The sequence below is a fragment of the Streptomyces sp. NPDC048349 genome, from assembly GCF_040651925.1.
In the GTDB taxonomy this organism is placed as follows: domain Bacteria; phylum Actinomycetota; class Actinomycetes; order Streptomycetales; family Streptomycetaceae; genus Streptomyces.
The window spans coordinates 1-13816 of sequence record NZ_JBEZLA010000032.1; the positions used below are offsets into that span (position 1 = coordinate 1).

Below are 13816 nucleotides of genomic sequence, written 5' to 3' on the forward strand. Positions count from 1 at the left end.
GTACGTCCAGTACGGGGGCATCCGGCCGGCACGCCGAGAGCACGCACCGGACACCGCTCCTTCACCACGGACCTCCGTCAGACACCCCCTAGAGCGCCTATCGAGTCGTGACCAAAGCTCACAGCACAGCGCTGAGGTGCCGGACGCCAAGGGCGGGCAGGGGTGGGGTCAACGGTCGACCAGCCGTGGACGCGGGGCCTCACCCGTGGGTTCCGCGTCGGTGTCGTCGGTGCCGACCGGGCCGCGGGGAAGCATCCGGTCCAGCCACTTCGGCAGCCACCAGTTGCTCCGGCCGAGGAGCGTCATGGTCGCCGGTACCAGCACCATGCGTACGACCGTGGCGTCGATGAAGATCGCGGTGGCCAGGCCGAGTCCGAACATTTTGCTGGAGGGGTCCTCGGCGACGGCGAAGGACAGGAAGACGGCCACCATGATGAGGGCGCCGGAGGTGATGATCCGGGCGGTGCCCGAGACGCCCTCGACGATCGCCGTGCCGTTGTCGCCGGTGCGCAGGTACTCCTCGCGCACGCGGGAGAGGAGGAACACCTCGTAGTCCATCGACAGGCCGAACAGGATGGCGAAGAGGAACATCGGGATGAACGACACGATCGGAACCGTCGCTTCCAGTCCGATGAGTGCACCTCCCCAGCCCCACTGGAAGACCGCGACCATGATGCCGTAGGCCGCGCCGATGCTCAGCAGATTCAGCAGTACCGCCTTGAGCGGTACGAGTATCGAGCGGAAGACCAGCATCAGCAGCAGGAACGACATCGCCAGCACGGCGGCGACGAACGCCGGCAGGCGTTGGCTGGTGCGCTGGCCCACATCGGACAGGCTCGCGGCGGCGCCGCCGACGTGGGCCCTGGCCGGGCCGTCCCCGATCGCCGTGGGCAGCACGTCGGTGCGCAGCCGGGCGATGGTGTCGGCCGTGGCCTTGTCCTGAGGGCTGGTGGTCGGGAACACCACGAGGGTCGCGATGCCGGTGGCGCGATCGATGTGCGTCGGCGCGACGGATGCGATGCCCGGATCCGCCGCGACCGCCCCGACGAGTCGGTCCAGCACTCCCGGATCACCGGTGGGGTCCGCGGCGATGACGAGGGGACCGTTGGTGCCCGGGCCGAATCCCTCGGCGACGAGGTCGTACGCGCGGCGCTCGGTCCGGCTGTGGGGCAGTGAGCCGTCGTCGGGCAGGCCGACGCGCAGGCCGAGCACGGGCAGCGTCGCCGTCAGCAGCAGCGCCGCGGCGCCGACCGCGTACGGCAGCGGGTGCCGGCCGACGTGCCCGAGCCAGCGCCGCCACCCGGCGGCGCGGGCGGCGTCTGCCGCCGGGTCCCTCCGCCGTGCGAGTCGGCCCAGCTTCCTGCTCTGCAGAGCCCGGCCGACCCGGCCGGCCCGGCCCAGCCGCGGGCCCGCCGCGCCGAGGAAGGCCGGCAGCAGCGTCACCGACGCGAGCACCATCGTCAGGACGACGATCGAGACGGCAACCCCGCCCACCGTCATGAACGGCACGTCCGCGACCGCCAGGCCGAGGATCGACACGACGACGGTGCCGCCGGCGAAGACCACCGGCCGCCCAGCCGTTGCCACCGCTCGTCCGGCCGCCGCCTGCGGATCGAGCCCGCACGCGAGGTACTCCCGGTGTCTGGCGAGCACGAACAGCGCGTAGTCGATGCCCACTCCGAGCCCGACCATGCTGCCCAGGACCGGTGCGAAGGTGGGGACCTCCGTCACCCCCGCCAGTACCGTCATCGTGGCGACCCCGACGGTCAGCCCGAAGACCGCCATGCCGATCGGCAGCGCGGCGGCGACGAGCGAACCGAACGCCAGGAACAGGATCGCGGCCGCGGCGAGGAGGCCGATCAGCTCGCTCGCGCCGCCGTTGGGGTCGGAGAAGGCGTAGAAGAGGTTCCCGCCCATCTCGATGCGCAGGGGCAGTTCGGCGCGCAGCCGGTCGCCGAGACCGACGAGGGCGTCGAGGTCCTCGGCCGACAGCCGGCTCTGGTCGGGGTACTGCACCCGGACGACCGCGATCCGCCCGTCGGCCGAAACGAGGCCGCCGCGCACGGCGGTGTCCCCGCCCGTGTCGAGCGCCCCCGCCGGGTCGCTCGCGGCGAGCACGTGCGGCAGCCGCGTCACCTCGGCCCGCAGCCGCGTGAGAGCGGTGCGCGCGCCGTCGTCGCCGAAGAACGTCGCACCGTCGTCGAGGGGGGTGACGACCACGTGGGCGGTCATCCCCTCCTGGCCGGTGCCTGCCCGCTCGATCAGTTCCGCGGCCCGTCGGGAGTCCAGTCCCGGAGCGGTCATCGAGTCCGCGGTACGCCCGCCGAAGGCGACGGCGGCGAGGACCGCGAGCGTGGCGGCGATCAGCCATGCCGCGATCACCCGCCAGGGATGGCGGGCAGCGCCCCCGCCCAGGCGCAACAGGGCTTTCGAGAGCATCGGGTCCTCCAACCACCTCGTCGGCCGTCCTTGTACGGCCGCCGATACCGAGGCTCGTCGCCACGGCGCTCCGCGGCATCGGCCCGCGGGCCGCGGATCCGTCGGCCCCGGGGCGGAGTGACGACCCGTCCTTTCGGCCGATGCGCGCCGCGCCGCGGTCCCTAGGCTGAGAACCGTGCTCCGAGACGACCTGCGAACCCTGTGGACCGAACCCCGGCCGCCCGGCGCGCCCGCCCGGGTGCGGCGGGACTGGGCGCTGCTCGCTGCGGGGCTGGCGGGTGTGGTGCTGGAGGCCACCCTGCGCGAGAACGTCGTGTGGCGGCCGGTGGCGGTGGTGTTCGCCGTATGGCTGTGCCTGCTGCCCCTGTGGCGCCGGACCCGCCCGCTGGCGATGGTGACTCTGGCGTTCGGCTCGGTGAGCCTGCTTCCGGTGGCCTCGCTCGTCGCCGCACCGCGCGAGCCCGTCGGCCTGTACACCGGCGCGGTCGTGCTCGTACTGGTGTACGCGCTGCCCCGGTGGGGATCGGGACGGGAGATCGTGCTGGGCGGCGCGGTGATCCTCGCGGTCGGCGCGCTGTGTGTCGGCATGGACGAGACCCCGGTCGTCGAAAAGGTCGTGGGCCTCGTCTTCCTGCTGCTGCCCGGCGTGGTCGGGGCTGCCGTGCGGTTCCGGGTGACCGCTCGCGAGCGGCAGTTGGAGCAGGTGCGCTCCCGCGAGCGCGAGCAGCTCGCCCGGGAACTGCACGACACGGTGGCCCACCACGTCTCGGCCATGGTGATCATCGCTCAGGCGGGCCGGGTGCTCGCGGGCACCGACCCGTCCGCCGCCGTCGAGGCGCTGGAGGGCGTCGAGGAGGAAGGGGCGCGCACGCTGGAGGAAATGCGCGCCATGGTCGCCGCGCTGCGCGACCGCGGCGTCGGCGCCGAGCTGGCGCCCCCCGCCGGAGTCGCGGATCTGGAGCGCCTGGTGCGCACCCCGGGTGGTCGCCTCAGGGTCGACCTGGGGATCGACGGCGAACTGGACGCGCTGCCCCCGGCCGTGGACGCGGCCGTCTACCGGATCGTGCAGGAGTCGGTGACCAACGCGCTGCGCCATGCGGTCGACGCGACCGAGGTCGTCGTCCGGGTCGCCGCGGAACGGCACACGGTACGGGTGAGCGTGCGCGACAACGGACGGCGCACCGGCCGGAGTCGCGACGGATACGGACTTACCGGATTGCGCGAGCGCGCGACGCTGCTCGGCGGCACACTACGAGCCGGCCCGGGTACCGACCGGGGCTGGCACGTCGATGCCGAACTGCCGAGAGCGAGGAGCGAGAGCGGTGTCCATTCGCGTCCTCGTCGCTGACGACCAGACGATCATCCGCACCGGGTTGCGGATCATACTGAACGCGCAGCCCGGCATCGAGGTGGTCGGCGAGGCCGCCGACGGGCGGGAGGCGGTACGTCTGGCACGCGAACTGCGCCCCGACGTCTGCCTGTTCGACATCCGCATGCCCGTACTCGACGGGCTCGAGGCCACCCGGCTGGTCGCCGGGCCGGGCGTCACCGACCCGCTGGCCGTGGTCGTCATCACCACGTTCGACCTCGACGAGTACGTCTACGGCGCGCTGCGTGCCGGCGCCCGCGGATTCCTCCTCAAGGACACGGGGCCGGACCTTCTGGCCCAGGCCGTACGGTCGGCGTCCGGCGGTGAGGCGCTCATCGCGCCCAGCGTCACCGTCCGTCTGCTCCAGGCGTTCGCGGACCTGCCCGCAGGCCGGCCCGTGGCCCAGCCGGTCTCCCCCGTCACCGCCCGCGAGGAGCAAGTGCTCCTCGCCGTCGCTCGCGGGCTGACCAACACCGAGATCGCCGATGCGCTGCACATCAGCCTCAGCACGGTGAAGACGCATCTGGCCAGCCTGATGGCCAAACTCGGCGCCCGCAACCGGGTCGAGATCGCGATGTGGGCCTACGAAACGCGCCGTATCCTCCCCGGAACCTGAGCGGGTGCAGGGCCCGATGATCACGACCCGATACGCGGCCTAGGGCCTGCGCTCGCTGTCGGCGAGGATCAGGTCGGCGGCGTAGTGCGGGCAGGACGCCGTGTGCCAGGTCACCGACAGCGAGCCCGCCACGGCGCTCAGGGTCCGCGCGACCCCTTCCTTGTCGGTGGCCCGGCAGTACGGGCAGACAACGGTCTTGGGGCGCAGAAAATCGAGCATGGTCACGTCCTTCCCGCGGGCAGTGTGCACACGGACTGGTCCAGAAGTATCAAATCCCGGCCCCTTCGGGTCGTGATACCCACGAGTACGCACAAACCGTTCTCATCAGACGGGTGGGGGAGTCGGCAGGGGTGCCCTGGAGGACCGGAAGCGCGAACCTGCCCGTCCCGCTTCCGGCCGCACCCCTCTCCTTGCGGGCCCCGGCCGTGACCACTGGCGGTCACCGACACATGCGCGGAGCCGACTGTGGTGGGCAGACCCATGGGAGGGGGGCGGGGACATCGCCCATGATTCCGGCCATGACAAGCGGAAACACTCCCGCGCTCGACGGGACAGCAGGGGTCGACCTGGCGGGCCGCACCGCCATGGTGACCGGGGCCGGCAGCGGTATCGGGCGCGCCTGCGCCACGGCCCTGGCCGCGGCCGGGGCCCGCGTCCACGTCGTGGATGTCGACGCCCGGGCGGCCGCGTCCGTCGCCGAGCGGATCGCAGGCACCCCGCACGTCGTGGACCTGGCCCAGGGCGGGCTCGTGGAGGGGCTGCCGGCCGACGTCGACATCCTCGTCAACAACGCGGGCCTCCAGCACGTGGCGCCGCTGACCGAGTTCCCCCCGGAACGATTCGAGCTCATCCAGAAAGTGATGGTCCACGCCCCGTTCCTCCTGCTCCGCCGGACGCTCCCGCACATGCGGGCCCGCGGCTGGGGCCGGATCGTCAACATCTCCAGCGTCCACGGCCTGCGGGCCAGCGCGTTCAAAGCCGGATACGTGGCCGCGAAGCACGCCCTGGAGGGCCTGAGCAAGGTCGCCGCCCTCGAAGGCGCTCCGCACGGCATCACGAGCAACTGCGTCAGCCCGGGCTACGTGCGCACCCCGCTGGTGGAACGGCAGATCGCGGCCCAGGCGGCGGCCCACGGCATCGACGCCGACCGGGTGGTCGGCGAGGTGATGCTCAGCCGTTCCGCGCTCAAGCGGCTGATCGAACCGGAGGAGGTGGCGGCCGTCGCCGTATGGCTCTGCGGGCCCCACACCGGTTACCTCACCGGCGCCTCGATCCCGCTGGACGGCGGCTGGACGGCCGCCTGAACACCGCTCCGCGCGGCCCTGCGCCGCCGCACCGTGAACGACCTCTGCCGACGTGCAGCGGCGCGGCGATACTGAACCTGAGCCGTCCGCTCACGCCCTTGGTGTCTGATCACCCTGGGTGGCCGCTGCGGGAATGCCCGCTGAGCGTTCCGTTCGGAAGGTCGAAGGGTGGTAGCGATGGACGCACCAGCGCCGGGGTGGGGCGAGGTGCCGGAGGACCCGTTCGCGCTGCACCACTCGGCCTCGGCGGTGCTGGACGAGCGCGGCAGGATCGTCGGCTGGAGCGAGCGCGCACAGGAGCACCTCGGCTACCCGCCCGAGGAGGTGCTGGGCCAGGCGGCCATCGAGTTCCTGTTCGATCCCGGCGACCGCGGAGCGGTGCGGGACGCCGTGGCCGCGTGCGAGCGCGAGCAGGGCTGGTCCGGTGTCCTGCCCGTCCTGCACCGCACCGGGCGACGGGTGGAGCTGGGCTTCCGCGCCCGCGCCGTCATCCGCGCCGGCTCGGCCCGCGAGTGGTTCCTCGTCGTCGCCCCGGCCGACGAGGTGCTCCAGTGGGAGACGGACCGGTCGGTCCTGGACGGTCTGTTCCGGCGCTCCCCGATCGGTCTGTCCGTCCACGCCCCCGACCTCAGCATCCTGCGCATCAACCGGGCGCTGGCACGGTTCACCGACCTTCCCGCGGCAGAGATGCGCAGCCGGCGGATCGGCGACTTCCTCATCGGTCCGGACCTGCAGACCATCGAGACGCGGCTGCGACGGGTGCTGGCGACGGGCGAACCCCTGATCTTCACCGAGCAGCCCTGCCGCCTGAGGAGCGACCCCGGCAACGAGCGGGTGGTGTCGGTGTCGGCGTTCCGGATGGAGGATCCCGCCGGCGGGATCCTCGGGGTCACCCAATTGGTGGAGGACGTCACCGACCGCTACCGCGCCCGGCGGCGGCTGGCCCTGCTCAACCGGGCGAGCGCCCGCATCGGCACCACGCTGGACCTCGGCCAGACCACCCGGGAGCTGGCCGACGTCGCCGTCCCCGACCTCGCCGACGCCGTCTCGGTGGACCTTCTGGAGCCGGTGGCCCGCGGCGAAGAGAGCACCGAGGAGGCGCGCGGACTGGTCCGCAGGATGGCCGTCCACTCGGTCGTGGCAGAGGCACTGCAGGTGATGTACTCCGCCGGAGAGGTCTTCCGCTTCGACCCGCGTACCCCGCAGGCCACGTGCCTCGCCGAACAGCAGCCCATCCTCGAACCAGTGCTCCAGAGCAGCCCCGGCTGGTACTTCCAGGATCCGGAGCGCACCCGGCGCGCCTTCGCCCTGGGCGCTCACTCCCTGATCGTCGTACCGCTGACGGCCCGCGGTCTGCTCCTCGGCCTGCTCAGCCTGTGGCGGGCCGAGCGGCCCGAACCGTTCGAGTCGGACGACGTCACGCTCGCGGAGGAATTCGCCGCGCGCGCCGCCCTGTGCATCGACAACGCCCGCCGCTACACCCAGCAGCACCAGGCTGCGCTGACCTTGCAGCGCAGCCTGCTGCCGCGGGAGTTGCCCGCCCACAGTGCGGTCGAGGTCGCGCACCGCTATCTGCCGGCCGATCCCGCCACCGGGGTCGGCGGCGACTGGTTCGATCTCATCCCCCTCTCCGGAGCCCGCGTCGCCCTCGTCGTCGGCGATGTCGTCGGCCACGGTCTGCACGCGGCGGCCACCATGGGCCGCCTGCGCACGGCCGTCCACACTCTGGCCAGCCTCGATTACGCCCCGGACGAGGTCCTTTCCCATCTGGACGACCTGGTCAGCCGCCTGGCAGACGAGCAGGAGCCCGCTGACGGGGGCCCGCAGGGCCGGCAGATCGTCGGTGCGACGTGCCTCTACGCGGTCTACGACCCCATCTCCCGGCGCTGCACCCTGGCCCGGGCGGGCCACCTGCCTCCCGCGGTGGTGGCCTGCGACGGCACGGTGAGCCTTCCCGACCTCCCCGAGGGACCGCCCCTGGGCCTGGGCGGACTCCCGTTCGAGGCCGCAGAACTGGAACTCGCCGAGGGGAGCCTGCTGGCGCTGTACACGGACGGTCTGGTCGAGGACCGCGGCCGCGACCTCGACGAGGGCTTCTCGCGGCTGCGAGAAGCCCTCTCCCGGCCCGGCCGCTCGCTGGAGGAGACCTGCACGGCCGTACAGGACGCCCTGCTGCCCGAGCACCCGCGCGACGACGTCGCACTGCTCCTCGCCCGCACCCGCGTGCTGGCCCCCGAGCAGGTCGACTCCTGGGAACTGCCCGCGGAACCGACCGCCGCCGCCCGGGCACGGCACCTGACGGAGGCCACCCTGACCAGGTGGGGCCTGGAAGAGATGGCCTTCACCGCCGAACTGGTCGTCAGCGAACTGGTCACCAACGCCTACCGGTACGGCGGCGGCACGCCGGTCACCCTGCGGCTCATCCGCGACCGCAGCCTGATCTGCGAGGTCTCCGACGGCAGCAGCACCGCCCCGCACCTGCGGCGGGCGCGCACCACCGACGAGGGCGGGCGCGGTCTGCTGCTGGTGGCCCAGCTCACCGAACGGTGGGGCACCCGCTACACCCGGGTCGGCAAGACCGTCTGGACGGAGCTTCCCCTGACCACGGGGGCGGAGGGGCACTCCGCGGCTGCGGCGATCCTCGCGCTCGACGGGTGACACCGGGGACCATGTGGTCCGGGGATCACCAGGGGACCTGCCGGTAGTCCTTGAGGAGGACGCCGTGGACGGGTGCGCCGGCCCGCCCTTGCACGATGGGGTGGTAGATGCGGGCAGCACCGTCGACGATGTCCAGCGGCGGGCGCCAGCCGGTCGCGGCGTGCCGGTCCCGGGCGGGGAGGGGCTTCTCGTCGGTGACCCAGCCGGTGTCGACGCTGCAGGTGTGGATGCCGCGGGTGGCCAGGTCGGCGGCGCTGGTGCGGGTGAGCATGTTCAGGGCGGCCTTGGCCATGTTGGTGTGCGGGTGGTCGCCGGTCTTGTTGCGCACGGTGAACTGCCCTTCGACTGCCGAGACGTTGATCAGGTAGCGGTCCGGGTGCGGGGAGGCATCGAGGAGGGGGAGCAGGCGGTCGGCGAGGAGGAACGGGGCGACGGCATTGACCAGCTGGACCTCCAGCAGCTCGGTCGGGTCGACCTGTCCCAGACGCAGGGTCCAGGAGTTGGTGGCGGCCGTCTCGGGCAGCAGGCCCGCCTCGTCGACGGCCTCCTGCGGCAGTGCGGCGGCTGCCGGGGCATCAGGCGTGTGGGCGGTACCGGCCAGGGCGTGGGGCGCCCCGGGGCGCCGGGCGAGTTCCGCCGTCCACGGCAGAGGTGTGGTGCGGGGGCCCGGTACGGAAAATCCCGGGGCGGTCCAGATCTGCGGCGCGGTGAGTGGCACGGGGGCGCGGGTGGCTTCGGCGGCCGACAGCGCGGTGTACGCCCGAGGGGAGCGGCGTAGGGTCTGCGCCGCGTTGTTGATCAGAACGTCCAGGGGGAGGCCCTGGGAGAGCAGGCGGTCGGTGAAGGCCAGGACCTGCCGGGGATCGCGCAGGTCCAGGGCGGCGATCCGCAGCCGGTGCCACCAGTCCGCGGCGCCGGGGGCCGCCGCGAACCGGCGCACCGTGTCCCGGGGGAAGCGGCTGGTCACGGTGAGCTCGGCGCCGTCCCGAAGGAGCATCAGCGCGACCTGGAAGCCGATCTTGACGCGTCCGCCGGTCAGCAGCGCCCGCCGGCCGGTGAGGTCGGTGCGGGCCGTGCGGCGGGCGAGGTTCTCGTCCGCACACGGGGGGCACAGCAGGTGGTAGAAGTCGTGGACGTGCCGGTAGTGGTCCTTGCAGACGTAGCAGCGCTGGGGGCGGTTCAGCAGCCGTGACGGACGCTCACCGTGCGGCGTACGGTCCGGCAGCCGTCGCGCCGCGGAAGATCCGGGGCGGAGCTGAACGTACTCGCGGACCGACAGGCCCCGTTCGGGCGGGGTGTGGGCGGACAGAGCGGCGTCCATCACGCGGTCGGGGGCGCCCATCGCCGTGGCGCTCAGCAGCTTCGCGTCGGCCGCGGCCCGTTCCGCGCGCGCCTCGGCACGGCGCCGGTGCCGGCCGTCGCGGACGAGTTCGCCGGCAGCCTGCTCCACCAGGCGGCGCTGCGCATCGTCCACCGGTAGCTGCCGTGCCTGGTGCAGCAGGTCCAGGCAGGTCTGTATGCGCTCACTGTCCATGGGGTGCCTTACGTGTGAGGGGTCGTCCGCGGCTCTCCCCCGCCTGGTGGCGTTCATCGCACCGGAAGACCGGGCCGCGCGGAGCACAGGGCAGCCGGGCGCCGCCGGCGAGGAGGAAGCCGTGCTCACGGCGGACGCGCAGCACGTCGCTCCGCCCGCCGGTGATGATCAGAATAGGCCGTCACCGGAAAACCAAGGTCGCCTTTTTTCACCCCGGCCCACGCCCCTGCGAACGTCCGCCCCGGCTGGGGCTGTGGCTGCGGCTGCGGCTCTGGCTTTGGCCGTATGGGGTGGGCGCTTGGCACATGTGCGGTTGTCCGATTGTGATGGCCGGCCACATATGCCGTCGGCCAGGGGGCTTCTACGTTGTGCCCCACACGTCACGTCCCCCGCGACCACCTGGAAGTGGTGCACATGGTCTCCCCCGCATCGGCTGCCCCCGCCCGCTCGGGCATCGCGCGCGTCATCAGCGCCAGCCTCATCGGCACCACCATCGAGTGGTACGACTTCTTCCTCTACGGCTCCGCGGCCGCGCTCGTGTTCAACAAGCTGTTCTTCCCCAGCAGCGAGCCGCTGGTCGGCACCCTCCTCGCGTTCCTCACCTACGCGATCGGGTTCGCCGCCCGCCCGCTGGGCGGCCTGGTCTTCGGGCACTACGGGGACAAGATCGGCCGGAAGAAGCTCCTCGTACTGAGCCTCGTCATGATGGGCGGCGCCACCTTCGCCATGGGCCTGCTGCCCACCCACGCGAGCATCGGTGTCGGCGCGCCGATCCTGCTGACCCTGCTGCGCCTGATCCAGGGCTTCGCGCTCGGTGGCGAGTGGGGCGGCGCGGTCCTGCTGGTCTCCGAGCACGGCGACGACAAGAACCGCGGCTTCTGGGCCTCCTGGCCGCAGGCCGGCGCCCCCGGCGGCAACCTGCTGGCCACCGGCGTCCTCGCCCTGCTGGCCGCGGTCCAGTCCGACGAGACCTTCCTCGCCTGGGGCTGGCGGATCCCGTTCCTGCTCTCCGGGGTGCTCGTGGTGATCGGCCTGTGGATCCGGGTGTCGGTCTCCGAAACCCCGCTCTTCCTCGAAGCGCAGGCCAAGGCCGCCGAACAGGCCGCGGCGGGCACCGGCGGCGGCGAGAAGCCGCCCGTGGTGGAGGTGTTCCGGACCAACTGGCGGGGCGTCCTCACCGCGATCGGCACCCGCCTCGGCGAGAACATCTCCTACTACGTCATCACGGCGTTCCTCCTCGTCTACGTGACCACCCACCTGGGGCTGTCCAAGAGCGCCGGTCTGAACGCCGTCCTGATCGGCTCCGCCGTCCACTTCGTCACCATCCCGGCGTGGGGCGCGCTGTCCGACCGCATCGGCCGCCGCCCGGTCACGCTCATCGGCTCGCTCGGCATGACCGGCTGGGCGTTCGCGTTCTTCGCGATGCTCGACTCCAAGTCCTTCCCGGTCATCGCCGCCGCCGTCACGATCGGGCTGCTCTTCCACGGCGCGATGTACGGACCGCAGGCGGCCTTCATCTCGGAGATGTTCGACACCGAGGTCCGCTACTCCGGCGCCTCGATGGGATCCCAGCTCGCCTCGATCATCGGCGGGGCCCTCGCGCCGATCATCGCGGTGGCCCTGCTCGACGACTACGACTCCTCCCTGCCGATCTCGATCTACCTCGCGGCGGCGGCGCTCGTCACGAGCGCGACCGTGCTCGCCGCCCGGGAAACGCGCGGGCGTAACCTGGCCCGGTCGTACGGCGCGACCCCGGTGCCGGTTCCCGGCAGCCGCCGGGCCGGGGCCGACGCCGGCCTGACGTCCCCCGGCAAGTAGCCGGGCCCCCCGCCGGCCGCCGACGCCGATGCGGGCGGCGGCCGGCCCCGTACCACGGAGAGCCGACATGCCCACCACCGCGAAGAGCCCCGGCGACGGCGCGGCATGGACCGCGCTGCGACAGCTGCTGGACCTGCTGGCCGAGGGCGCGCCGGCCGAGCACTTCGCGCGGCCGGCCGAAGCAGCCCGGCAGGCGGGGCTGTCCACGGCACGGACGCAGGAGATCGCCGAGGCCGCCCACGTGGCGCTCGCCATCCGCCGCACGCTCAGCCAGCACCGCCGCCGCGAGGCCGAACTGGCGGCCCTCTTCGACACCGCCGGCGACCTCGCGGCACTGCGCGACCTGGACGCGGTCCTGCGGGCCATCGTCCACCGGGCCAGACTCCTCCTCGGAACGGACGTCGCCTACCTGTCCCTCAACGACGACGAGGCGGGCGACACCTACATGCGGGTCACCGACGGCTCCGTCTCCGCCGCCTTCCAGCAGGTGCGGCTGGGCATGGGGGAGGGCCTGGGCGGGCTGGTCGCCGAGACGGCCCGCCCCTACACCACCGGCGACTACCGCGACGACCCCCGGTTCAAGCACACCGCCACGATCGACAGCGCCGTCGCGGAAGAGGGGCTGCGGGCCATCCTCGGGGTCCCGCTGCGCCTGGGCACCCGCGTGATCGGCGTCCTCTACGCCGCCGACCGCACCGCCCGCGCCTTCACACCGGACGAGGTCGCCCTGCTCGCCTCGCTCGCCGACCACGCCGCCATCGCCATCGACAGCGCCCGGCTCCTGGAGGAGACCCGTACCGCGCTGGTCGAGCTCAACGCGGCCTCCCAGACGATCGAGGCCCACAGCCGGGCCATGAGGCGTGCCGAGGACGCCCACGACCGGCTGACCGATCTGGTGCTGCGCGGAGCGGGGATCACCGAGGTCGCGACCGCCATCGGCGCGGTCCTGCAAGGCGGCGTGCTCATCCACGACGCGGACGGGACCGAACTCGCGCGGGCGGGCGCGGACCCGCAGCCCCCGCCGCCCCAGGCCGTGGCCGCCTCCCGGGCCGGCGGCCGCGCGGTCCCGGTCCAGGGCACCTGGGTCTGCGCGGTCCTCGCCGGCCACGAACTCCTCGGCAGCATCGCCCTGACCGGCCGCGCCGACCTCGACGACGCCGACCGCAGGCTCTTCGAACGGGCCAGTGTCGTCACGGCCCTGCTGCTGCTCCTGCGCCGCTCGGTCGCCGAGACCGAGGACCGCGTACGGGGCGAACTGCTCGGCGACCTCCTCACCCGGGCCGCCGACCCCGCAGGCCTGTCGGCCCGGGCCCGCCGCCTCGGCGTGAACCTCGGCCAGCCGCACGCGGTGTTCGTGCTGCACGCCGACGCCGTCCCCCGCCCGCGACTGCTGGCCGCGGCCGCCCGCACCGCGCACGCGCGCAAGGGGCTGGCCGGACAGCACCACGACGACGTGGTCCTCATCTGCCCCTCCGACACCCCCAGCACCTGCGCGGGCTCCCTCGCCGCCGAACTGGGCCAGGCCGTGGCCGTTCCGGTCACCGTCGGGGCGGCGGGACGCCCGGTGAGCGACCCGCCGGACTTCGCCGAGGCGCACGCGGAAGCCCGCCGCTGCCTGGCGGCGCTGCACGCCCTGGGCCACCGGGGGACCGGCGCCGCCCTCGCGGACCTGGGCTTCGTCGGACTGCTGCTCGGCGACCAGACGGACCTGGGGGGCTACGTACGCCAGACCCTGGGCCCGCTCCTGGACTACGACGCGAAGCGCGGCACCGACCTCACCCACACCCTGCGGACCTACTTCGCGCTCGGCATGAGCCAGGCCAAGACCCGGGCGGCGCTGCACGTCCACGTCAACACGGTGGTGCAGCGCCTGGACCGCATCGGGCGCCTCCTCGGACGGGACTGGAACCTTCCGGAGCGGGCGCTGGAACTGCAACTCGCCCTGCGCATCCACCAGGTGTCGACGGTCGGCGAAGCCGGGACCACGCCCCCCGCGAGCTCCTGAAGGTCCTGCCGGCGCGCTGATACCGATTCGGTTGCGACCGCCGCACTGCTCGTGCCCGACCCGCTCGTACGGC

Annotated in this window: 9 protein-coding genes and 1 pseudogene; 6 read left to right on the top strand and 4 right to left on the bottom strand. The window is 73.1% G+C overall.

The window, feature by feature from the left end; all coding sequences use genetic code 11:
• Positions 1-168: 168 nt before the first annotated feature.
• Positions 169-2439, bottom strand: a complete 2271-nt coding sequence (locus AB0D44_RS18740; protein WP_362591822.1) for an MMPL family transporter — start codon at positions 2437-2439, stop codon at positions 169-171.
• 175 nt (positions 2440-2614) lie between these two features.
• On the opposite strand from AB0D44_RS18740, the gene AB0D44_RS18745 reads away from it, so the two are divergent.
• Both AB0D44_RS18745 and AB0D44_RS18750 read left to right on the top strand, forming a co-directional pair.
• Positions 2615-3787: a sensor histidine kinase gene (locus tag AB0D44_RS18745; RefSeq protein ID WP_362591825.1), complete on the top strand. Its 1173-nt coding sequence runs from the start codon at positions 2615-2617 to the stop codon at positions 3785-3787.
• Positions 3762-4424: a response regulator transcription factor gene (locus AB0D44_RS18750; protein WP_362591828.1), complete on the top strand. Its 663-nt coding sequence runs from the start codon at positions 3762-3764 to the stop codon at positions 4422-4424. Before AB0D44_RS18745 ends, AB0D44_RS18750 begins: the two co-directional genes overlap by 26 nt.
• A gap of 39 nt (positions 4425-4463) precedes the next feature.
• Here the strand turns inward: AB0D44_RS18750 and AB0D44_RS18755 are convergent, their stop codons facing one another.
• The gene (locus AB0D44_RS18755; protein WP_362591831.1) at positions 4464-4643 is read right to left on the bottom strand and encodes a hypothetical protein; all 180 of its coding nucleotides are present in this window, start codon (positions 4641-4643) and stop codon (positions 4464-4466) included.
• A 299-nt stretch (positions 4644-4942) separates the two neighbouring features.
• Between AB0D44_RS18755 and AB0D44_RS18760 the strand changes: the two genes are divergently transcribed.
• A complete protein-coding gene (locus AB0D44_RS18760; protein WP_362591834.1) occupies positions 4943-5728 on the top strand; it encodes a 3-hydroxybutyrate dehydrogenase in 786 nt (261 codons plus the stop codon).
• A 177-nt stretch (positions 5729-5905) separates the two neighbouring features.
• On the top strand, positions 5906-8386 hold the full coding sequence (locus tag AB0D44_RS18765; RefSeq protein ID WP_362591837.1) for a SpoIIE family protein phosphatase: 2481 nt from the start codon (positions 5906-5908) through the stop codon (positions 8384-8386).
• Between the two features lie 25 nt (positions 8387-8411).
• Here AB0D44_RS18765 and AB0D44_RS18770 read toward each other — a convergent pair whose 3' ends face one another.
• Positions 8412-9920 (bottom strand): SDR family oxidoreductase, encoded by a 1509-nt coding sequence (locus tag AB0D44_RS18770; protein ID WP_362591840.1) that lies wholly within the window; start codon positions 9918-9920, stop codon positions 8412-8414.
• Positions 9910-10098, bottom strand: a pseudogene (locus tag AB0D44_RS18775) (hypothetical protein); the annotation flags it as partial. The gene AB0D44_RS18770 and the pseudogene AB0D44_RS18775, both read right to left, overlap by 11 nt.
• A gap of 236 nt (positions 10099-10334) precedes the next feature.
• On the opposite strand from AB0D44_RS18775, the gene AB0D44_RS18780 reads away from it, so the two are divergent.
• Positions 10335-11738, top strand: coding sequence for an MFS transporter (locus AB0D44_RS18780; protein ID WP_362592000.1), 1404 nt, complete (start codon positions 10335-10337; stop codon positions 11736-11738).
• Between the two features lie 67 nt (positions 11739-11805).
• Positions 11806-13743 (top strand): GAF domain-containing protein, encoded by a 1938-nt coding sequence (locus AB0D44_RS18785; RefSeq protein ID WP_362591843.1) that lies wholly within the window; start codon positions 11806-11808, stop codon positions 13741-13743.
• Positions 13744-13816 lie beyond the last annotated feature (73 nt).